Source organism: Bartonella sp. TP (assembly GCF_030406085.1).
Taxonomy (GTDB): Bacteria; Pseudomonadota; Alphaproteobacteria; order Rhizobiales; family Rhizobiaceae; genus CALTWN01.
Genome location: NZ_CP129002.1, coordinates 405,039 through 425,722, shown reverse-complemented (window position 1 = coordinate 425,722; position 20,684 = coordinate 405,039). Strand labels below are relative to the sequence as shown.

The 20,684-nt window shown below is 40.0% G+C and carries 19 protein-coding genes and 1 other RNA gene; 10 read left to right on the top strand and 10 right to left on the bottom strand.

All coding sequences use genetic code 11. The annotated features are described in order from the left end of the window. Nucleotides 1–32 precede the first annotated feature (32 nt). The 9 genes from miaB to QVL57_RS02120 form a co-directional block, all read right to left on the bottom strand. Nucleotides 33–1,415, bottom strand: coding sequence for a tRNA (N6-isopentenyl adenosine(37)-C2)-methylthiotransferase MiaB (gene miaB, locus QVL57_RS02160; protein WP_290077130.1), 1,383 nt, complete (start codon nucleotides 1,413–1,415; stop codon nucleotides 33–35). Nucleotides 1,416–1,445: 30 nt separating this feature from the next. Next, nucleotides 1,446–1,949 (bottom strand): GNAT family N-acetyltransferase, encoded by a 504-nt coding sequence (locus tag QVL57_RS02155; protein ID WP_290077128.1) that lies wholly within the window; start codon nucleotides 1,947–1,949, stop codon nucleotides 1,446–1,448. Continuing rightward, entirely contained in the window at nucleotides 1,949–2,611 is a 663-nt protein-coding gene (tsaB, locus tag QVL57_RS02150; RefSeq protein ID WP_290077126.1) for a tRNA (adenosine(37)-N6)-threonylcarbamoyltransferase complex dimerization subunit type 1 TsaB, read from the bottom strand. Before tsaB ends, QVL57_RS02155 begins: the two co-directional genes overlap by 1 nt. Before the next feature lie 20 nt (nucleotides 2,612–2,631). Beyond that, nucleotides 2,632–3,999: a trehalose-6-phosphate synthase gene (locus QVL57_RS02145; RefSeq protein ID WP_290077124.1), complete on the bottom strand. Its 1,368-nt coding sequence runs from the start codon at nucleotides 3,997–3,999 to the stop codon at nucleotides 2,632–2,634. Continuing rightward, on the bottom strand, nucleotides 3,999–4,760 hold the full coding sequence (gene otsB, locus QVL57_RS02140) for a trehalose-phosphatase (protein WP_290077122.1): 762 nt from the start codon (nucleotides 4,758–4,760) through the stop codon (nucleotides 3,999–4,001). The genes QVL57_RS02145 and otsB overlap by 1 nt, the downstream gene beginning before the upstream one ends. A 53-nt stretch (nucleotides 4,761–4,813) precedes the next feature. After that, nucleotides 4,814–5,413: a recombination mediator RecR gene (gene recR / locus QVL57_RS02135; protein WP_290077121.1), complete on the bottom strand. Its 600-nt coding sequence runs from the start codon at nucleotides 5,411–5,413 to the stop codon at nucleotides 4,814–4,816. 4 nt (nucleotides 5,414–5,417) lie between these two features. Further along, nucleotides 5,418–6,656, bottom strand: a complete 1,239-nt coding sequence (locus QVL57_RS02130) for a DNA polymerase III subunit gamma/tau (protein WP_290077119.1) — start codon at nucleotides 6,654–6,656, stop codon at nucleotides 5,418–5,420. 47 nt (nucleotides 6,657–6,703) lie between these two features. After that, nucleotides 6,704–6,801, bottom strand: an RNA gene (ffs, locus tag QVL57_RS02125) — signal recognition particle sRNA small type. A gap of 44 nt (nucleotides 6,802–6,845) precedes the next feature. Then, entirely contained in the window at nucleotides 6,846–7,583 is a 738-nt protein-coding gene (locus tag QVL57_RS02120) for a 3-deoxy-manno-octulosonate cytidylyltransferase (protein WP_290077117.1), read from the bottom strand. 58 nt (nucleotides 7,584–7,641) lie between these two features. On the opposite strand from QVL57_RS02120, the gene QVL57_RS02115 reads away from it, so the two are divergent. The 5 genes from QVL57_RS02115 (at nucleotide 7,642) to QVL57_RS02095 (ending at nucleotide 14,211) form a co-directional block, all read left to right on the top strand. Then, nucleotides 7,642–8,145 (top strand): c-type cytochrome, encoded by a 504-nt coding sequence (locus tag QVL57_RS02115; protein WP_290077115.1) that lies wholly within the window; start codon nucleotides 7,642–7,644, stop codon nucleotides 8,143–8,145. Nucleotides 8,146–8,249: 104 nt separating this feature from the next. Then, complete coding sequence (locus QVL57_RS02110; RefSeq protein ID WP_290077113.1) at nucleotides 8,250–10,172, top strand: extracellular solute-binding protein; 1,923 nt, start codon at nucleotides 8,250–8,252, stop codon at nucleotides 10,170–10,172. A gap of 41 nt (nucleotides 10,173–10,213) precedes the next feature. Beyond that, a complete protein-coding gene (yejB, locus tag QVL57_RS02105; protein WP_290077111.1) occupies nucleotides 10,214–11,332 on the top strand; it encodes a microcin C ABC transporter permease YejB in 1,119 nt (372 codons plus the stop codon). Between the two features lie 135 nt (nucleotides 11,333–11,467). Further along, a complete protein-coding gene (locus QVL57_RS02100) occupies nucleotides 11,468–12,589 on the top strand; it encodes an ABC transporter permease (RefSeq protein WP_290077439.1) in 1,122 nt (373 codons plus the stop codon). Continuing rightward, nucleotides 12,586–14,211 carry an ABC transporter ATP-binding protein gene (locus tag QVL57_RS02095; RefSeq protein ID WP_290077109.1) on the top strand — a complete coding sequence of 542 codons (1,626 nt, stop codon included), beginning with the start codon at nucleotides 12,586–12,588 and terminating at the stop codon, nucleotides 14,209–14,211. The genes QVL57_RS02100 and QVL57_RS02095 overlap by 4 nt, the downstream gene beginning before the upstream one ends. On the opposite strand, the gene moeB is transcribed toward QVL57_RS02095, so the two are convergent. Beyond that, nucleotides 14,205–14,951 (bottom strand): molybdopterin-synthase adenylyltransferase MoeB, encoded by a 747-nt coding sequence (gene moeB / locus QVL57_RS02090; protein WP_290077107.1) that lies wholly within the window; start codon nucleotides 14,949–14,951, stop codon nucleotides 14,205–14,207. The two genes, QVL57_RS02095 and moeB, sit on opposite strands and share 7 nt — an antisense overlap. 75 nt (nucleotides 14,952–15,026) lie before the next feature. Here moeB and gshB point away from each other — a divergent pair, with 75 nt between their 5' ends. From gshB to pstB, 5 genes are read left to right on the top strand one after another with little or no spacing between them, the layout of a single operon-like run. After that, the gene (gshB, locus tag QVL57_RS02085; protein ID WP_290077105.1) at nucleotides 15,027–15,980 is read left to right on the top strand and encodes a glutathione synthase; all 954 of its coding nucleotides are present in this window, start codon (nucleotides 15,027–15,029) and stop codon (nucleotides 15,978–15,980) included. A 43-nt stretch (nucleotides 15,981–16,023) separates the two neighbouring features. Continuing rightward, nucleotides 16,024–17,088 carry a substrate-binding domain-containing protein gene (locus QVL57_RS02080; RefSeq protein WP_290077103.1) on the top strand — a complete coding sequence of 355 codons (1,065 nt, stop codon included), beginning with the start codon at nucleotides 16,024–16,026 and terminating at the stop codon, nucleotides 17,086–17,088. Between the two features lie 21 nt (nucleotides 17,089–17,109). Then, nucleotides 17,110–18,621, top strand: a complete 1,512-nt coding sequence (pstC, locus tag QVL57_RS02075) for a phosphate ABC transporter permease subunit PstC (RefSeq protein ID WP_290077101.1) — start codon at nucleotides 17,110–17,112, stop codon at nucleotides 18,619–18,621. Continuing rightward, a complete protein-coding gene (pstA, locus tag QVL57_RS02070) occupies nucleotides 18,618–19,892 on the top strand; it encodes a phosphate ABC transporter permease PstA (protein ID WP_290077099.1) in 1,275 nt (424 codons plus the stop codon). Before pstC ends, pstA begins: the two co-directional genes overlap by 4 nt. Nucleotides 19,893–19,911: 19 nt before the next feature. Then, nucleotides 19,912–20,670, top strand: coding sequence for a phosphate ABC transporter ATP-binding protein PstB (gene pstB, locus QVL57_RS02065; protein ID WP_290077098.1), 759 nt, complete (start codon nucleotides 19,912–19,914; stop codon nucleotides 20,668–20,670). The last annotated feature ends 14 nt before the right edge of the window (nucleotides 20,671–20,684 follow it).

Genomic DNA, 20,684 nt, shown 5'->3' with positions numbered 1-20,684 from the left:
CTATAATGCGCAGGGTGGTTAGGGTACATAGCTCAAACAGCTAATTTAGTTGTATCTACATATTGTCCGAGCCAGCTATTTGGCTCGGCATGGGTGATAGTTACTTCTACCAAGCGGCCTATTGGTGCGCTGCAATTAACTGCAACGGGTAAAAGCCAAGGCGATCTGCCTATCATTTGGCCAGCATGGCGTCCAGTTTTTTCAACTAAAACGCTGGTGGTTTGGTTTATTTTGCTTTTCAAAAAAGCTGTCTGTTGCTCGCGCAATAGGGCTTGCAATTGTGTTAGGCGAGCATCCTTAATAGATTCTTCTACAATATTGGTTAAGTTAGCACCAGGCGTACCAGGACGTGGTGAATATTTAAATGAATAAGCTGCGCTATATTCAACTATTTTTACTAAATCCACTGTTGCGGCAAAATCTTCTGCTGTTTCGCCAGGAAAACCTACGATAAAATCGCCAGAAAAAGCTATGTCTGGTTTTGCCTTGCGGATTCTTTCTATTAACTTTATGTAATCGCTAGCATTATGGCGCCGATTCATAGCTTTTAGAATTTTGTCAGAGCCAGATTGTACGGGTAGGTGCAAATAAGGCATTAATATATCTAGATCACGATGTGCTGCAATTAAATCATCATTCATATCAAGCGGATGGCTAGTTGTGTAACGTAGCCGCTCTATGCCATGAATTTTTGCTAAATCGAATAAAAGATGGGCCAGGTTATATTTTTGCTTGCCTGATTCTTCAGCCCAGGCATTAACATTTTGCCCTAGCAAAGTTATTTCTTTAACGCCAGCCTGAACCAGTTTGGTTGCTTCTTCAATAATTTGTTTAGAAGGGCGTGAAATTTGCGCTCCTCTAGTATAGGGAACCACGCAAAAAGTGCAAAATTTATCGCAACCTTCTTGCACCGTTAAAAAAGCAGTAATGCCTCGCTTAGCGATATTTGCTGCTTTTGGCAAAGGTAAGTGGTTAAATTTATCTTCTGTGCTATAAGCGGTATCTATTATTTTTTTGCCCTGTTGGGCTTGTTGCAATAAGCTTGGTAATTTGTGATAGGCTTGTGGACCTATTATTACATCTACTACTTTTGCGCGTTTAAATATTTCTTCGCCCTCTGCTTGGGCTACGCAGCCAGCAACCGCTATTTGCAGCTTCTTGTTGCCAGAGCGTTCACTTTTCACACGTAAGCGGCCTAGATCGGAATAAAGCTTTTCTGCTGCTTTTTCTCTTATGTGGCAGGTGTTAACTAGCACCAAATCCGCTTCGTCAACATTATCTGTATTGGTGTAGCCTTCAGCTATTAAACTATCGCATATACGCTGGCTATCATATACATTCATTTGACAGCCATAGGTTTTTATAAAAAACTTACGCGTTGCTTTAGGGGTTAACAGTGGTTCAGTCGGGTCCATAGAGTGTTTATGTTATTAGTTATTTAAATATTATAACCCAGTATAACAGAAATTATAGCACATCACAATGGCGTTAGAGCGCTTTTGTTCAGCGCCATTATTATAATAGGCTTTGCGTGTGCTTATAGGCTTAAATTGAAATTTTTTGTATAGCTTTATAGCTTTGTGATTATTTTCATCTACATCTAGATAAAGGTTGTTTGCTTGTAATTCATGCAAGGCTTGCATGGCGGCGCGTAATAAATTTGTTGCAATGCCGCGTTCTTCGGAATTTTTTTGCGTAAGAATGGTTAGTATTTCTGCCTCATCTGCCGCCATGCGTAATAGGATAAATCCTAGCATTTGCTCTTGCTGGCCTTGTGTGCAGGCACACCAGCCTAATATCTGCGCGTCATTTAGAAATTTGTAAAAGCTTGCATAACTCCAAGCTGGGTTGAAACGGTTGGCATGTAGCTGGCTAGCTGCCATGCTATCTTCTGGGGCCATTTGGCGTATGATAAATTTAGTTTTTCTATTGTAAAATTCTAAGCCCATTAGCGCTCAGAGTGTTGTTGGTATGGTAGCATATATAAAGGCTTTGGCGGGCAGGTGATGGCGTTGCTATTAATTTGTGTCGCTTCGGATAAGATCTGCCGGGCTATATTATCAAGCGTTTGTAACAAATCTTCATTGCTAATGACTATTTTGTCTGGGCTTTCAAGGTCCTGGGCGCCGTTGCCTATAATTATGTAATTATTTTTTACGCGAGTTTTTAACTGTTCTAGCGATAGGGTAGAGCTAGTTGTTATATCAAAAAAATTTTCATTTGGCGACCAAAACATGCAATTGTAATGACCGCTATAGGCTTTGAAGATTACAGCGATATTTTTATCTTCACATAAGGTATGAGCGTATAGGCCAAGGGCCGTGAAATAGCTAACGCCTATAGCTGGCTTTTGCAAAGCTAACTGCAGACCGCGCGCTGAAGCGACACCTATTCTTATTCCTGTAAATGAGCCTGGGCCAGTATTTACGCAGACAGCATCTAGCTCGCTTAGTGAGAGGTTGGCTTTTTTGCATAGCTCATCTATTTGCAAAATTAATCTTTCGGCATGGCCACGTCCTATATTTTCGATAGCCGAATGCTGTATGCCAGCAGTTTCTTTTATCATGCACATGCACATATCGCTGGCGGTATCTATAGTTAGGATTTTCATGATTAATGAATGATATAAGTTTATTTATAGCTATGCAAGGGTTTTGCCGAAAGCTGCTTTAAAAAATTTTCGCACCAATTAGCCGCGTCATGTTTTAATAAATAATCTTGCATAGGTTGCCAGCGCGATATGCGCTCTTCTTTGTCCATAGCGATTGCTGTGCTTAAAGCATTTGCAACATTTTGCGTGTCATACGGGTTTACTATTAATGCCCCGGTTAGGCTATCTGCTGCGCCCGCAAAGCGAGAAATTATCAAAACCCCTGGATTGCTTGGATCTTGCGCAGCGACATATTCTTTGGCTACTAAATTCATACCGTCACGTAACGGGGTTACTAATGCTGCGATAGCGCTTCTATAGATCGCGCTTAATTCGGCCTGTTTTATTGCCTTATTGATATAGTTCATGGGTGTCCATTTTACGGTGCCATATTGGCCATTTATATTTCCTGCCAATTTTGCTACCTCTTGTCGCAATTGTTTATATGCTAGTAAATCTGTGCGTGAGCGAGGGGTAATTTGCAGAAATTTTACCTTTTCTATAAGATTTGCATTCTGGCTTAGGAATAATTTATAGGCTTGCATGCGCTCTAAAATGCCTTTGGAATAATCTAACCGATCTACACCTACTATCAAGCGCTGAGAAAGCTCTATATCATTAGTTTCACTAGCCAATTTAGCAAAGCCAGCAGTATCTATAGAAGCTGGAAATACGCCTGTTTTAAGCTCATGCCCAAATATGTGATATTTATTATTATCTATCTTGGTTGCTATATTTTCTGCCTTTAATGCTTGCGTAAAATTTTGTAGATCATTTTGGCTTTGAAAGCCTAGCAGATCGTAAGAGCACATAGCACTTAGCAAATGCCGACTAGGCGGAGCGGTAGCAAAAACATCGGGGCAAGGAAAGGGTATGTGTAAAAAAAAGCCTATGGGATTTTTTACTCCTAATTGCCGTAATTCGCTAGCTAGAGGCAATAAGTGATAATCATGTACCCATATTACATCATCTTTGCGCAGTAAATTTAGTAAATTTTCTGCAAATAAACGATTAACCTCTATGTAGGACTTAAATTCTTCGGCCTCAAATTTTAGTAAATCTAGGCGATAGTGGCAAAGCGGCCATAATAGGCGATTTGAAAAACCATGATAATAGTTTGTAACTTGCTCTTGGGTTAAATCTAGCAAGATATAGTCTATATTATTTGTTTTAATTTCGCGGCGTTTAAGCATATCAGTTTCTGCAACAGCTTTGCCAGACCAACCTAGCCAAAGGCCGCCGCGCTGGCTTAATGCGTGTTGCAAGGCTATTGCTAGGCCGCCAGCAGAGGCTGCCCCACGCTCATTAGGGCTGGCTACTCGGTTCGAAACAATTATGAGTCTGCTCATTATTTATTTAACTCGATCATTTGTTGCAAGATATTTCGTAATTGCTTGGGGGTAGCTATGTTAGCCCAGCCTTTATTTTCGTTTGATTTTGTGTTTTCCTCTATTTTATATGCGAACCCATTATATTTTTTAGCGGCGGCAAACATAGAATAGTCTGTTATGTCATCGCCAAAACACAGCGGTAGACGATTTTTAAAATTCGGTTGGTTCATAAAATAATCTAGAGCTGTGCCTTTATTTTGCCCCTTTGGTTTTAGCTCTATTACCAACTTACCAAATTGTAGCTCATAATTATCTTTGCAGAGCTCTAATGCTGAAAGTGCCAAATCATAGGCTTGTTTCTTTAACTTTATGTTCATATAGCTATCTTTGTTGCGGTAATGAATAGCTATGGAAAGTCCTTTGTCTTCTATATATAATAATGATTGTTCTTCTGCATGGCTTTTCATATATTGTCTGGCTTCGGCAAAATCTGCACTTTCACTAGCTGTAATTAATTCACCATTAATGTTTTTAATTACAGCGCCATGTATGCCAGCAATATTCAGGGGTATCTTTAGCAGCTGCTCTATTTCTTCTGTTTTCCTGCCGCTTATAATAGCCATAGCATTATGAGTTTTCTCGTTGATAATAGCTAGAATGTTAGGTAAATCGTTTGCTATAACAATTTCTTGCGGTTTGGGACAGATATCTACTAAGGTGCCGTCAAAGTCAAAAAAAAATGCCGTTTCGTCTAGATTTATATTTTGTAATCTGTCCATATAGATCGAGATAGAGCTTTACCAAATTATGGCAAGTCTAGCTATGAGGTAAGCTATAGATTGGTGCGGCCATCTATAGCCTGGGCTAAGGTGCCCTCGTCTAGATAATCTAGCTCTCCGCCTAGCGGCACTCCGCGCGCAAGGCGGGTGATTTTAATGGCAAAATCCTTTAGCAAATTCTTTATGTAATGTGCGGTAGTTTGCCCTTCTATAGTAGCATTTACGGCAATAATGATCTCTGTAAAACGCTCTTGCTCCAGACGCATAGGTAAAGTGGCTAGATGCAAATTTTTTGCTGTAATACCGTCTAAGGGTGCTAAATGCCCGCCTAAGACATGATACTTAGCGCGTAAAATCATTGAGCGTTCTAAGGCCCATAAATCTGCTACTTCTTCTACAATTATTAGTGTATTTTTATCTCGGCTTTTATCGCAGCAGATATTACATGGGTCGTGTGTGTCGATATTATTGCATATGTTACAGATTTTTATACGTTCAAAAACATTGTTTAAGGCTGCGCTCAAAGGCTGCATTAAGCTCGTTCGTTTGTTAATAAGATGCAGAGCAGCGCGCCTGGCCGAACGGGGCCCTAGTCCGGGCAATTGCGCTAGCAGCTTTATTAACTGGTCAATTTCCGTATTGTTTTTATGCATTTTATTATTCTTTAATAATATTAATGCTGAGATCTGGGAATTTTTGGCGCGCTGCCCTTATTACTTCATTATCTAAGTTGGGCGGTGCTTTTGTTGCCATAGAACCATTTAAAAAACTTTCTAAATTTGGAATATTTGCTGCATAGCATAATCGTATAATGGTCATTTCGCATGCTTGTAATGCGCTGAAAGATTTAGTCGCATCTTCAATGCCGCTTTGCAATATTCGCCAATTGCGCTCAATGTTGCTTATATCCAGCCTTTGCGCGAGCGATTGCCCGCGTTCTCTCTCTGCTTGCCATAGTGCATTACTTTTGGCCATTTCATCTATAAGTTTTAATTTTAACACAACGTGATTGAAATCGGCTAAATCTATTAATAAATTAATTGGCTCGACCCCAGCTTGATATAAGTCATTGAATAATTGCAGTGCCTTGCTAGCTTCGCCTTGTATTATATATTCAAAGAGGGCAATAATCTGCTCTTTTGTAGTAAAGCCTAACATTGCGCTTACTTCAGCTGCTTGTAGCTGGCCGTTGCCATAGGCTATTGCCTGTTCTAATATTGAAAGTGTGTCGCGTACAGAGCCAGTGCCCGCTCGCGCTATCATGAATAAGGCATCTTCATCTGCTTGTACATTTTCAAGCTGTATAATTTTTTTTAAATATTCGGTTAATAATTCGGTATCTACTCGGCGCAAATCAAAGCGCTGGCAGCGGGATAAGACTGTAACAGGGACTTTGCGTATTTCCGTAGTGGCAAAAATAAATTTGGCGTGGCTAGGCGGCTCCTCTAAAGTTTTTAATAAGCCATTAAAAGCTTGGTTAGAAAGCATATGCACTTCGTCAATAATATAAACTTTATAACGTGCACTCACAGGCCGATATTTTATGCGGTCAATAATTTCTCTTATATCGTCTATGCCAGTATGAGAGGCCGCATCCATTTCTATAACATCAATATGGTTACCGCTCATTATAGAGGAGCAATGCTCACCGAGCTCTTCTAATTTAACGGTGGGAGCGGTTATCTTATCGGTGCTATAATTTAGTGCGCGAGCTAAAATACGCGCTGTTGTTGTTTTACCTACACCGCGCACGCCAGTTAGCATCCATGCTTGTGTTATGCGTTGCGTTTCGAAGGCATTGGCTAGCGTTTGCACCATATGGTCTTGGCCGATTAATTCGTTAAAATTTTTTGGCCTATATTTGCGTGCTAATACTTTATAGCCGGATTCTTGCATTGTTGGGAGTATCTATAGCTTTTAAAGATTTGGGTAAACGGTATTTTGGTGGAAGGCCGAACCACGACCCACAGAGGATTCGTTAGGGCTGCTTTCTTCCGAATCTGACCCGGTTGGCGAATTCCATGTCCGTACTCAACCTTCCATTATTTATATGCAACATTTTTGCCAAAAACACAAGCTTAAAAATTATTTTGCTAATAGCTTGCGTGCTTGTTCTAAATCTTCCGCTGTATCCACACTTATAGGGTCGTCTAAAACCAGCTTTGCCGCTATAGTCATGCCAGCTTCAAGAGCTCGCAATTGCTCTAGTCTTTCTTGTTGCTCTAATTTAGATGCTGGTAGTTTTATAAATTTTTCCAAAGCATCTCTTTTATATAGATAAATACCTATATGTTTATAAAATTCGGCATTGCCATGGGGCGCTGCTGCTCTAGTAAAATATAGTGCTTGTAAATATTCTGCTCTGGCTGCCGCTATGAGTTTTACTACATTCTCATTATTTTTTTCTGTTATATCATTCACAAGATTTGCTAACGTCGTTATATCGGCTTTGCTAAGGATCATTGCTTCTAGAGCAATTTTCAAAGAATCGCTATTAACATTGGGTAAATCGCCTTGCAGATTCATGACATATTTGTATTTTTGTTGGCGCTCTTGCTCTATTATGCATAAGGCTTCAAAAACACGATCAGAGCCTGTTTCATGTGTTTGCTGAGTTAAAATTGCTTTAAAGCCATAGTCGCGAGCCACATTAACTATTTCGCTGTCGCCAGTGGCGATAAATACAGGCCCGATAGAAGCATTCTTGGCACGTTGAGCAACATGTATAATCATCGGTGTACCAGCTATGTCAGCCAGCGGCTTGTTGGGTAAGCGGCTGGCGCCTAGACGTGCTGGTATTATTATTGCTAAATCATTTGGCATCAAATTCATCCATTTAGTTTGTTATTTGTTCGCAAATATATTAACTTAAATTATGCTAATGGGTAAACAAATATTTAAGATGCTGCTTTATGCTATAATATTTTGGGTAATAATAGGTGGCTTTATCATAATCTGCAGTTATTTGCTATTTGCAAATAGTGAGGATCATATTGCTTATGATATAACGCAAGCTTCAATAGTTAAGCCGAATTTGCCAAAAGCGCAGGCCGCGATAATTCCTGATGCCGCGCACGGAAAAGTGCTTTTTCAGCAATGTATGGTCTGTCATAGCCTCAGCGCGGGGGCGGTAGGCGGCATAGGGCCCAATCTATCCCAGATAGTAGGCAGAAAAATAGCGTCGCAAAAGAATTTTTATTATTCTGCGGCTATGCAAGATTTTGCTAACGAGCATAAAACTTGGTCGCCAGCCCTGCTAGACAAATATTTAACGGCTCCACAGGGGGTTGTGCCAGGAAACCGCATGGGTTTCCAAGGAATTACGGAAGAAAAAAATAGGGCTGATCTGCTACTATATTTGTATAAAGCTTCACAATTGCAATAGATAAAGTGATTTTTTTATGCATAAAGTAAAAAAAATGTAAAAATGCGTTTGCTATAGAAAAAAAAATACTGTAAAGTGAACGGGGTTAATATAGGAGAAAAATCTTGCGTGCAACGTCTATAATTCTACATTTTTTAACCTCAGCTGCTGTTATTACTAGTTTAGTTAATTTGTCCTATGGTGAAGATGCAGCGGTTACTAAGCAACCAGCTGCCGCTTCTTCTGCACAAACAGCAGAGCTAAAATGGGATAGCTTTCCTACCCTAACAGAGCCTTCTAAATATAGAAATGGAGCTACACATTACGATTATGTCAATCCCAATGCACCAAAAGGTGGAACGCTTAATATGGTGGCTATTGGAACGTTTGACAGTTTAAACCCCTATATAGTAGCAGGCTCTCCAGCCCAAGGTCTTCTTTCGTTGCGTGGCGGGTTGCTATACGATACTTTGTTGACTGCTTCTATTGACGAAGGTAGCATGGGTTATCCTGGTGTTGCTTCTGCTATGATGGCTCCGCCAGACGCTTCCTGGGTTAGTTTTAAGATAGACCCGCGTGCTAAATGGCATGATGGTACACCCATAACAACCGAAGATGTTGTTTGGTCTTTTGGTATAATACATAAATATTCGCCTTTTTATCATGGATATTTTGATATTGTAGATCATGTAGAAACCCCAGCTCCTGATATTGTTAAGTTTGTGTTTAAAAGCAGTGGCGATAGGGAAATGCCGATGGTTATAGGGGATTTGCCGATTTTGCCAAAACATTGGTGGATGGGCAAAGATAAAAACGGCCATCAACGTGATGTAACTAAGCCAACTTTAGAAATCCCCTTGGGGTCTGGTGCTTATAAAATAGCTAGTATCATTCCTGCTAAGCAGATAGTTTGGGAGCGTGTGCCAAACTACTGGGCCAAGGATTCCTTGGTAAATCTTGGGCGTAATAATTATGACAAGATTGTATATAATTATATGCGCGATGAAAATTCTGAATGGGAAGCTTTTAAAAAAGGCGGTATAATCGACTATCGCGAAGAAAAAATAATGCATAGATGGTTGCATGAATATAACTTTAAAGCTATGCAAAATGGTGAAATAACGCGTAGATCTTATCAAAATATTTTTACGGATTACCCATCTTATCATATTAATGTTCGTCGCGCCAAGTTTGCGGATAGGCGCGTGCGCAAGGCTTTATTCCTAGCGCTTGATTTTGATACTATGAATAAAACTTTGTTTTATAACCAATGTCAGCGTGTGTTGAATTATTATAACTTTCCAGCGTTGCGCTCAGAGGGCTTGCCGCAGGGTTTAGAGAAGCAAATGCTAGAAAAAGTGCGAGATTTAGTCCCGCATGAAGTTTTTGACACTGAATTTAAGGCCCCAAGTTATAAAACGCCTAAAGATGCGCGCAAGAATTTAGAAGAAGCGATGTCGCTTTTAGAAGAAGCGGGCTGGATATTAAGGGATGGCCATTTGGTTGACAAAAATGGTAATCCATTTAGAATCGAATTTTTGCTTTCTACTGCTATTAATGAGCAATTTACATCTTTTTATGCTGCTAATTTACGCCGTTTGGGTATAGACATAAGTATACGTACGGTGGATAATACACAATATATAAATAGACGCAGTACGCATGATTTTGATATAATTTATGAAAATCATAAAGAAAGCGATTCCCCTGGTAATGAACAGTTGGATTATTTTGGCTCGGCTTTAGCCAATACCAATGGCAGCAATAATTATGCCGGTGTTAGCAATCCTGCTGTAGATAAGCTGATAGATGTTTTGATTCATGAGCAGACTCGCGAAGGTATAGTAGCTGCTGTCCGCGCTTTAGGTCGAGTACTTAAGTGGAACTATTATCTACTTCCTACCTGGACGCCAAAATATATAAATTTGGCTTATTGGAATAAACTACAGTTTCCTGAGAGGCAGGCTCAATACCGAGGTTTTGATTTTCTTTCTGGTTGGGTTAGGCCAACGGGTAAAGAAGCCGAGTCTAAAGCTAAAAATATTTAATTTGTAATGTTCAAATTGTTAAAAGAGATAGGGAGTTTATAATGGGACACTATATTTTGCGTCGGTTGCTGCTTATTGTGCCTACCCTTATAGGTATAATGACTGTTGTGTTTTTGCTTATTCAATTCACGCCAGGCGGTCCTGTTGAAACCATGATGGCCCGGATACAGTCTAGTGGTGCTTCATTGGCTAACCGTAACCTTTTGTCAGATGCTGCGCATCATAAATTAAAAACAGTGGCAGAAAAAGCTGGTGCTGTTACTCAAGACGCCGATAGTAGCTATCGTGCCTCACAAGGAATGGATCCTAAGCTTATTGAGGATTTAAAAAAGCAGTTTGGCTTTGATAAACCACCTCTAGTGCGTTATTTTAAAATGCTTTGGGATTATTTGCGTTTTGACTTTGGCAATTCTTTTTTCCGTGGCGAGTCGGTGCTGCATTTGATAGTTGACGCGCTACCGGTTTCTCTTTCGTTAGGGATTTGGCAATTATTGATTTCTTACCTTATAGCTATACCATTGGGTATTAGAAAAGCCGTGCGCAATGGTTCGTCTTTTGATGCCTGGACAAGTAGTGTAATTATTATAGCCTATGCTATACCACCCTTTTTATTTAGCATGGTGCTGCTAGTTTTGTTTTCTGGTGGTTCTGTACTTAATTGGTTTCCGCTTACCCATATGGTATCTGATAATTTTGCTGATATGAATTTGCCCCACAAGATATTAGATTATTTATGGCATCTGGCTTTGCCGCTAACAGCAATGGTGGTTTCTGGATTTGCAACTACGACATTTTTGACTAAGAATAGTTTTCTAGAAGAAATACGTAAGCAATATGTTACAACGGCCAGAGCTAAGGGCGTTACAGAGCGTGATATTCTTTATAAGCACGTATTCCGTAACGCGATGTTGGTAGTTATAGCTGGTTTTCCTAATGCTTTTGTTGCAGCCTTCTTTACTGGCTCTATTTTAATTGAATCAACTTTTTCCTTGAATGGTATTGGCCTGCTTGGTTATGATTCAGTTATTACGCGGGATTATCCAGTGGTTTTTGGGTCCTTGTTTATCTTTTCTATATTAGGATTGTTGTGCAATTTGGTTTCAGATATTGCCTATGCAATGGTAGATCCACGTATAGATTTCGAAAAAAGAGATGTTTAAATAATTCACATTGTGATTTGGGCTGCTATAAAAGTAAAAGCTGCCCAGTAACTAATATAACAGGAGTTAATAATTATGAGTATTGACACAATTGTAGCTGGGGCCGCTCCTGATGCCGCTAGTACTATAGCAAATATGAATACGCCAAGTGCAGCGATAAAGCGTCGTCCTTTAATCTCCCCACTTAACCAAAGACGTTGGAAGTTATTTAAGCAAAACAAACGTGGGTGGTGGTCTTTATGGATTTTTGCTTTTTTGTGTCTTGTTTCCATTTTTGCCGACGTTATAGCAAATGACCGGCCAATCGTGGCGAGCTATAAAGGGCATCTTATGTTTCCGGTATTGTTTAATTACCCAGATGCAACATTTGGTGGCAAATTAGCTACCGTAGATTTTCGGGACCCATTCGTTAAAAATGAGATAAAACAGCATGGCTGGGCTGTATGGCCTCCTGTACATTATTCTTATAATACTATTTCTCCTTATAGCAGGTCGCTTGCGCCGCCATTTTGGTTAGAAAAAAGAGAAAAAACTTGTGAACTTTATGAAAAGGGCGTTGCTGATAAAGATTGCCGATTTGCTAATTGGCATTTACTTGGTACAGACGACCAAACTAGGGATATTTTTACCAGGGTGCTGTACGGATTCAGAGTATCCCTTGCCTTTACTATGCTAGTTACTTTTTTCTCTGCTGTATTAGGAGTAGCTGCCGGGGCAATACAGGGTTATTTTGGTGGAGTGTTAGACTTGGTAATGCAACGATTGATCGAAATCTGGTATGCCATTCCTGGGCTGTTGTTGATAATTGTAATGGCTTCTATCTTTACACAAAGCTTTTGGATTTTATTATTTATTTTAGTATCTTTTCAGTGGATAGTTATGGTAGGTCTAGTACGTGCAGAATTTCTTAGAGCGCGTAATTTTGAATATGTAACAGCAGCTCGCGCATTAGGCGCTTCTAACTGGGTTATTATTACGCGGCATTTGCTGCCCAATGCTATGGTTGCTACGTTAACTTATTTACCATTTTTGTTAACTTCATCAATCGCTATTCTTACTTCGCTAGACTATCTTGGCTTTGGTTTGCCTCCTGGTTCTGCATCGCTAGGAGAGATTATTCGTCAAGCTGCGCGGGCCCTTACCTCTCCATGGATTGGTATAACGGCTTTCGTTGCTATTGCTTTAATGTTGTCCTTGTTAGCCTTTGTCGGTGAAGCAGTTCGGGACGCATTTGATCCAAGGAAGACTTTTCAATGAGTACATTATTATCTATCAAAGATTTATCCGTTATGTTCCATCAGGGGGGCAGAGCTAATATGGCTGTAGACCATATCTCTCTTGATATTCAAAAAGGTGAAACCGTAGCACTTGTTGGGGAATCTGGCTCTGGCAAATCAGCAACTGCTTTATCAATTTTAAAGTTGCATTCTTACCCAGCTGTGCAACATCCTTCTGGGCAAATCATATTTAAAGGCCAGGATTTGTTATGCGCTAGCGATAAACAGCTACATAGCGTTCGTGGTAATGATATTTCTATGATTTTTCAGGAGCCTATGACTTCTCTGAATCCTTTGCATACTATTGAAAAACAGATTATAGAAACTTTGTCTATTCATCAGGGTTTATCTGGTAACGCTGCCCGTGTTAAAACTATGGAATTATTAGCACAGGTCGGTATCCGCGAGCCTGAGAAGCGTCTAAAAAGCTTTCCCCATGAGCTTTCCGGAGGACAAAGGCAAAGAGTTATGATAGCATTGGCCCTGGCGAATAATCCTGCATTGTTGATAGCCGATGAACCGACTACCGCTCTTGACGTTACTATACAAGCACAAATTTTGCAGTTATTATTGCAAATTAAAAAGGACACTGGCATGTCCATGCTGTTTATTACGCATGATCTTGGTATCGTGCGTGGTATAGCAGACCGTGTTTGTGTTATGACACAGGGAAAGATTGTTGAGATTGGTAACACCAAAGAGATTTTTGAAAATCCTCAACATCCTTATACCAAGCAATTGCTAAGTGCGGAACCAAAGGGTGAAGCTCCAAAACCCGATCTTGCTGCGCCAGTGGTTTTGGAAACTAAAAATTTAAAAGTTTGGTTTCCAATTAAAAAGGGCTTTTTAAGAAAAACAGTATCTCACGTTAAAGCTGTTGATGGTATAGATCTTAAGCTGCATAAGGGGCAGACTATGGCTGTAGTTGGTGAGTCTGGTTCTGGCAAAACTACATTAGGCTTGGCTTTAACGCGTATGATTTCTTCTACAGGAGAGATTTTTTATAACGGCCAGCCGCTTCATAAATTTAGTTTCAAGGGGATGCGTCCATTACGCCGGGACATGCAAATTGTTTTCCAAGATCCCTACGGCGCTTTGTCGCCGCGTATGTCTATTGGCGATATTATAGCTGAAGGATTAAAGATTCATGAGCCGGGCTTGTCTTATCATGACCGAGATGATAAGGTTATCACCGCATTGCGTGAGGTTCATTTGGATCCTAAAGCTCGTCATAGATATCCACATGAATTTTCGGGCGGGCAAAGACAGCGGGTGGCTATAGCGCGTGCCATGGTTCTTAATCCTAAATTTGTGTTGCTTGATGAGCCAACTTCGGCATTGGATATGAGTGTGCAAGCTCAAGTAGTTGAGCTACTTAGAGAGTTGCAGCGTAATCATAATCTTACCTATATGTTTATTAGCCATGATTTGCGTGTGGTTAAGTCTTTTGCCCACTATGTTATGGTGATGCGTCATGGCCATATGGTAGAATATGGTCCTGCAGAAGAAATATTTAACAATCCCAAATCTGAATATACGAAGGCGCTGTTAATGGCGGCTTTTGAAACTAAAATAGATAATATGGCTGATTTAGATCAGTAGTTGCGTCTATAATTTATAGTTTGAAACATTGCTTGCAGCCCATAATAAATTAGTAATTTGCCTATTAAGTTACTTTTTATTCCGGCTGCAAGCTTTATTCCTTCCAGAGCTTGCATGGAGCCTATAATTCCGGCTATGGCGCCGATTACGCCGTTTGTAGCACAGTTTGGTAGCATAGCATTTTCTGGTATCTGAGGAAAAATATCGCGATATGAAGGATTTTGGTCTTTATATGGCATTAAAACTGTTATCATGCCATCGAATTGATTGATTGCACCGCTTATGCAAGGCTTGTGCATTATTTGTGCGGTATCCGCTGTTAAATAATGTGTCGCAAAATTGTCACAGCAGTCTATTATAATATCGTAAGCTGCAAATAATTCTTGGGCGTTGCCAGATTCTAAGCGGTAGCTGTGATTGGTTATCTTGGTATTTGGATTTAGATTTTGTATAGCTTCATAGGCGCTTTTGGTCTTTGCTTGGCCTATGCTATCTGTTCTATGTATGATTTGCCGCTGTAAATTAGACAATTCTACATAATCATCATCTACTATGCCTAATTCGCCAATACCAGCAGCGCTTAAATATTGCAAAACTGGAGCGCCAAGTCCACCAGCGCCAATAATTAATATTTTAGTAGCTTTTAACTTTTGCTGCCCGGCTCCGCCGATTTGCGGTAGTATTATTTGACGAGAATATCTCTCTATTTCTTCATTATTTAATTTGTTTATATTATGCATAAAATTATCAGTTTATTTGTTTAATTATGCTATCATAACTCATATTATGATTTAGAGCAAAAATTAGGAGTCGTTATGCGAGTAGCCATACAAATGGATCATATAGCTGGTATTAATATAGCGGGCGATACAAGCTTTGCTTTATTGCTAGAAGCTCAGCAACGAGGCTATGAATTGTATCATTATACACCGGATAAATTGACGTTATGTGGTAAAAATTTATTTGCGCAAGCAACTTCTTTGGAGGTAAATGATGTAGCAGGCGCTCATTATAAGCTAGGTGTTGAGCACAAGTTAGATTTAGCAAAGATGAATATTATATTGCTACGCCAAGATCCACCATTTAATATGAATTATATAACTACTACGCATTTGTTAGAGCATTTGCCTAAGCAGACGCGCGTTCTGAATAATCCATTTTGGGTACGTAATAGCCCGGAAAAATTATTTGTTTTACAATTTAGTGAATTTATGCCCGAGACTATTATCACCTCTGATGTAAAGCAGGTAGAAGAGTTTCGTAAAGCGCATAAGGCTATTATCATAAAACCATTATATGGTAATGGCGGTGCTGGCGTATTTTATATGGATGCGCAAGATAAAAATTTACATTCATTGATTGAGCTATTTGCTAGCTACTATAACGAGCCTTTTATGGTACAGGAATATTTACCTGCGATAGAACAAGGCGATAAACGTATTATACTAATTGATGGAGAACCAGTGGGGGCGATAACGAGAGTGGCTGCGCAGGGGGAAGTTCGTTCAAATCTGCATGTTGGCGGTCAAGCTCATCCTTCTATTATCACAACTGCTGAAAGAGAAATATGTGAGCATATAGCACCATGGCTGCGCGAACGAGGATTGTTTTTAACGGGAATAGATATTATTGGCGATAAAATTACAGAAATTAATGTTACTTCGCCGACTGGTATTCGGGAGATTAAGCGATTTAGCGGCATAGATATCGCGAAAATATTTTGGGATAAAGCGGAAAAAGATCTGCCAAACATTGATTGTAATAGTTAATAATGCTATATATGGCTTAACCTAAGCTAGTAGGAAAGTTTTAATGAGAAAACTTCGGGCTGTATTTTTATTTTGGTGTTTTACTTGCCTTGCTTTTTATTTTGGCTTTGCTGGGTATAGTTATGGCGCGGAGCAGATCCGAATTTCAGGTTCTTCGACTGTATTCCCCTATGCTAAAGTAGTAGCGGATGAGTTTCATGAAATTTATCCCAATTTTAAGGTTCCGGTTGTAGAATCTGGCGGTAGTGGCTCTGGTATTAAAGAATTTTGTCGCTCTGATTCTGAGGACAGCTTGGACATTGTGAATGCCTCCAGGCCTATGAATGCGTCAGAATTACAAGCCTGCTTCGCGGATGGTGTCCGCGACACAGAACAAATTATCTTTGGTTATGACGGCATAGTATTTGCGACGAGTAAAAATGCCTCTGCGAATTGGGCTCTAGAGGCAGCAGATGTTTATAGAGCGCTTGCTGCTAAAGTCGTAAGAAATGGTGTGCTGATAGATAATAATTTTAATAGCTGGCAAGAAATTAATAAGAATTTGCCAAACTGGCCAATAGAGACCTATATTCCTGGCGAAAAGCATGGCACGCGTGAAGTATTTGAAGAAAAATTATTATTGGCTGGTTGTAAAACAAGCGGTGCTGCGTCGCTTATGGCAAAGATGGGCTTGTCTCCTGCGTTTATAAAAACCGCTTGTGTTGCGGTACGCCGTGATGGCAAGGCTATAGATGTAGATGGCGATTATTCTGAAACTTTAGCGCGTTTAGATGCTAATAAAACCGCTGTTGGGGTTTTTGGTCTTGCATTTTATGAAAGTAATGCAGATAAACTTGACGTAGCTACCGTTAATAAGATAAAGCCCACCGCGCAGTCAGTCGCAAGCGGTGTGTATTCTGTATCTCGCCCTTTGTATTTTTATGTTAAAAAATCTCATTTGCCGATAAGACCTGGTTTGAAGGAATATGTTGATTATTTCTTGTCCGAAGCGATGATAGGGGAGGATGGCGAAGTTGTTGATTATGGTTTAGTGCCAGCACCAAAGCAACAAAGAGTCGCGCAACGAAAAGCTTTTGCTGCTGGTGTTATTTTACAAAATGCTAAATGACTTGCAGGGTGAATTTTGAATATGGAAAATTTTATGGCAGCCTTGCCTTGGTTAGTTAGTATTTTTATACTTATTATAGCGTTTGCTGCTTTTATTTTGTGTTATGCGCGCGCGCGCTTGATAGAGCGTGGGGGAAGCTTGCACTCACAACCCAGCTACTATGCCTGGTGGGGCTTTTTGCTGGTATTATTGTTTGGCTTTGGCACGTATTTGCTTTTGCAATTTTTTGCTAATTTATATGTAATAAATACCGCAAAACAAGAGCTTTACGCTCAAATGCCTACGGCAAAAGCTTCTTCGCTGCAATTTGACTCTAATTTGGCAACGTTAAAAACCATTTTGCGCCACGGTAATTTACTAGATGAGATACAAGTACGGCAAAGCTCGCATGCTGTTGCTGATTATGCAAATCTGCCATATAGCAATATAAGTGAATATTATGCTGGCAAAGGCATTAATTTGCCTTTGGAGGGAGATAATTTAACAGCAAAATTGGCATATAAATATCATTGTTTAAGTCGTAAGCTAAGCGGTGTAGTAGCTGGTATTAGTTTGACAGTAGCTATGCTTGCCTGTGCTTGCGGTATATATCAAACAAAGGGCTGGGTTAGGGCTCGCAATAAGGTAGAGCAAATAATAGTTTTGGCTTTGCAAATTACAGCGGCTGTGGCAATTTTTACAACCATTGCTATTGTTGCTTCGTTGTTTTTTCAAACGCTTAATTTTTTTAAATCTGTGCCGATTGCTGATTTTTTGTTTGGCACCGTATGGAATCCACGTTTTGCAGCTGCAGGGGCAGAGCATAGTGCCGGCCAATTTGGCTTGCTGCCTTTGTTATTAGGCACTTTATATATCGCCTTTGTGGCAATGCTTGTTGCGGTGCCTATAGGGTTATTTGCTGCGATTTATATGTCGGAATATGCTAGCTTTTCTATTCGAGCTATTGTTAAGCCTCTTTTAGAGGTTTTAGCTGGTATACCGACTATTGTTTACGGTTTTTTTGCAGCTTTTACCATTGGTCCTTTTTTACGTGATTTTTCAGCTTTGCTGAATGGTGGCAAGGCTTTTATTTTGGCGCAGAGTGTTTTTACTGCTGGGCTGGTTATTGGCATTATGCTTATACCTTTTGTTTCTTCTTTGTCTGATGATATTTTAAATGCTGTGCCGAACGCCCTGCGAGATTGTTCTTATGGCTTGGGTGCGACAAAGTCGGAAACGATCAAGAAAGTTGTTTTGCCTGCTGCTTTGCCAGGCATAGTGGGCGCGCTTTTATTGAGTGCTTCTAGGGCGATTGGTGAAACCATGATAGTGGTTTTGGCGGCTGGTGTATCGGCAAACTTAACGCTTAATCCTTTTCAGGCTATGACTACAATAACGGTAAAAATCGTAAGCCAGCTTACAGGAGATTTAGAATTTAATTCTCCACAGACCTTGGTGGCGTTTGCTTTAGGCATGATTTTGTTTCTATTTACTTTGTTAATGAATATATTTGCGCTATACATAGTACGTAAATATAGGGAGCAATATGAATGAGTTTGCGGGATATAGGATTGCGCCGGCGCTATCGAGCAGAAAAGCGCTTTCGTATTTACGGTGTGCTGGCTATAGGGGTGAGTTTAGCTTTTTTAGCAATGTTGATGTTTTCTATAGTTGCAAAAGGTTATACGGCCTTTGCACAAACGGCTATTTGCTTGCCGATTTATTTCGATAAATCCATTATAGATCCGCAAGATAAAGCAAAAGAGGATAAAACGGTGCTTTTTTTAGCAGATTATCCCCTGTTAGTGCGACAAGCTTTGGCTCGAGAGCTTAACATTGATTTGCACGATAGGAAGAATTTAACCGATTTAAAAAAGTTTTACTCCGCAAGTTCGCGCAAAGTTTTACGTAATGCGGTGGCGGAGAATCCGGCTATTATAGGTACAACAAGAAAAATAGAATTTTTAGCTTCGGCTGATATTGATTCGGCCAACAAGGGTCAGATAAATTTGGCTGTGCCAGAATCAGATCGTAAAGTTTCAGATAGACAATTAGCTTGGCTTAGACAGTTGAAGGAAAAATCTGTTATATATAAGATTTTTAACAAAAATTTATTTCTAGGCACGGCATCTAGCCGGGCAGAAAATGCAGGCCTGGCCACGGCTTTTATCGGTTCGCTTTACCTAATGCTGATAGTTTTAGTGCTAGCTTTGCCTTTGGGGGTAGGGGCCGCAATTTATTTGGCAGAATATGCGCCAAAAAATAAATTTACCGATGTTTTAGAAATTAATATAAATAATTTGGCTGCAGTGCCTTCTATAGTTTTTGGCTTATTGGGTCTTTCGATTTTTATAAATTTTATGGGGTTGCCACGCTCTTCTTCTTTGGTTGGAGGCTTGGTATTATGTTTAACAACCCTGCCGACTATAATTATATCTACTCGCTCTGCTTTGCGCTCTATACCTTCTTCTATAAGGTCAGCGGCCTTGGCATTGGGTGCTTCAAAAACGCAAATGGTCTTTCATCATTGCCTGCCTTTAGCCATGCCTGGAATTCTGACTGGTGCAATAATTGGTATTGCTCAGGCGATGGGGCAAACGGCGCCGTTGCTGCTTATTGGTATGGTAGCTTTTGTGGCTAGCTACCCGGTTACGCCATTAGATCCGGCTACAGTTTTACCAGTGCAGATTTATATATGGTCAGGCGAGATGCAACGTGCTTTTGTAGAGCGTACTTCAGCAGCTATAATATTATTGCTGTTATTTTTGATTTTGATGAATCTTATCGCGGTGATTTTGCGTCAAAAGTTTGAAAAAAAATGGTAGCTAAAAAGAGGTCTTTTTAATGAAAATAAAAATGCGCGGAGAAGATGTCCGAGTGTATTATGGAGACAAAGAAGCTTTGCATGGTGTAAGCCTGGATGTGCCTATGAATAATGTAACGGCTTTAATCGGCCCGTCTGGTTGTGGTAAATCTACCTTTTTGCGTTGTTTAAATCGCATGAATGATACGATTCCGGGCGCTAAGGTTACTGGTAAAATTACCTTAGATGGTGCAGATATATATGCAGAAAATATTGATGTTGTTGAGTTACGCACAAGGGTTGGAATGGTTTTTCAAAAGCCCAATCCTTTTCCCAAATCTATATTTGACAATATAGCATACGGTCCGCGCTTACATAGATTGGCCAAAAATAAAGCAGAGCTTAAAGATATTGTAGAAAAAAGCTTATTGAGTGCTGGATTGTTAAATGAGGTAAAAGATCGTCTTTCAGAGCCAGCAACAAGTCTTTCGGGTGGGCAGCAACAGCGGCTTTGTATAGCCAGAGCCATTGCAGTGAGTCCAGAAGTTATTTTGATGGACGAGCCATGCTCTGCTTTAGACCCTATAGCGACAGCACGGATAGAAGAATTGATAGATGAGCTGCGGCAAAATTATACTATTTTGATAGTAACTCATTCTATGCAGCAGGCCGCGCGCGTTTCGCAATATACAGCTATGTTTCATTTGGGTAATTTGGTTGAGGTAGGAAAAACAGATCATATTTTTACCTCGCCAAAAGAGCAGCGTACACAAGATTATATAACAGGGCGGTTTGGCTAGATTAATAGAAGAGG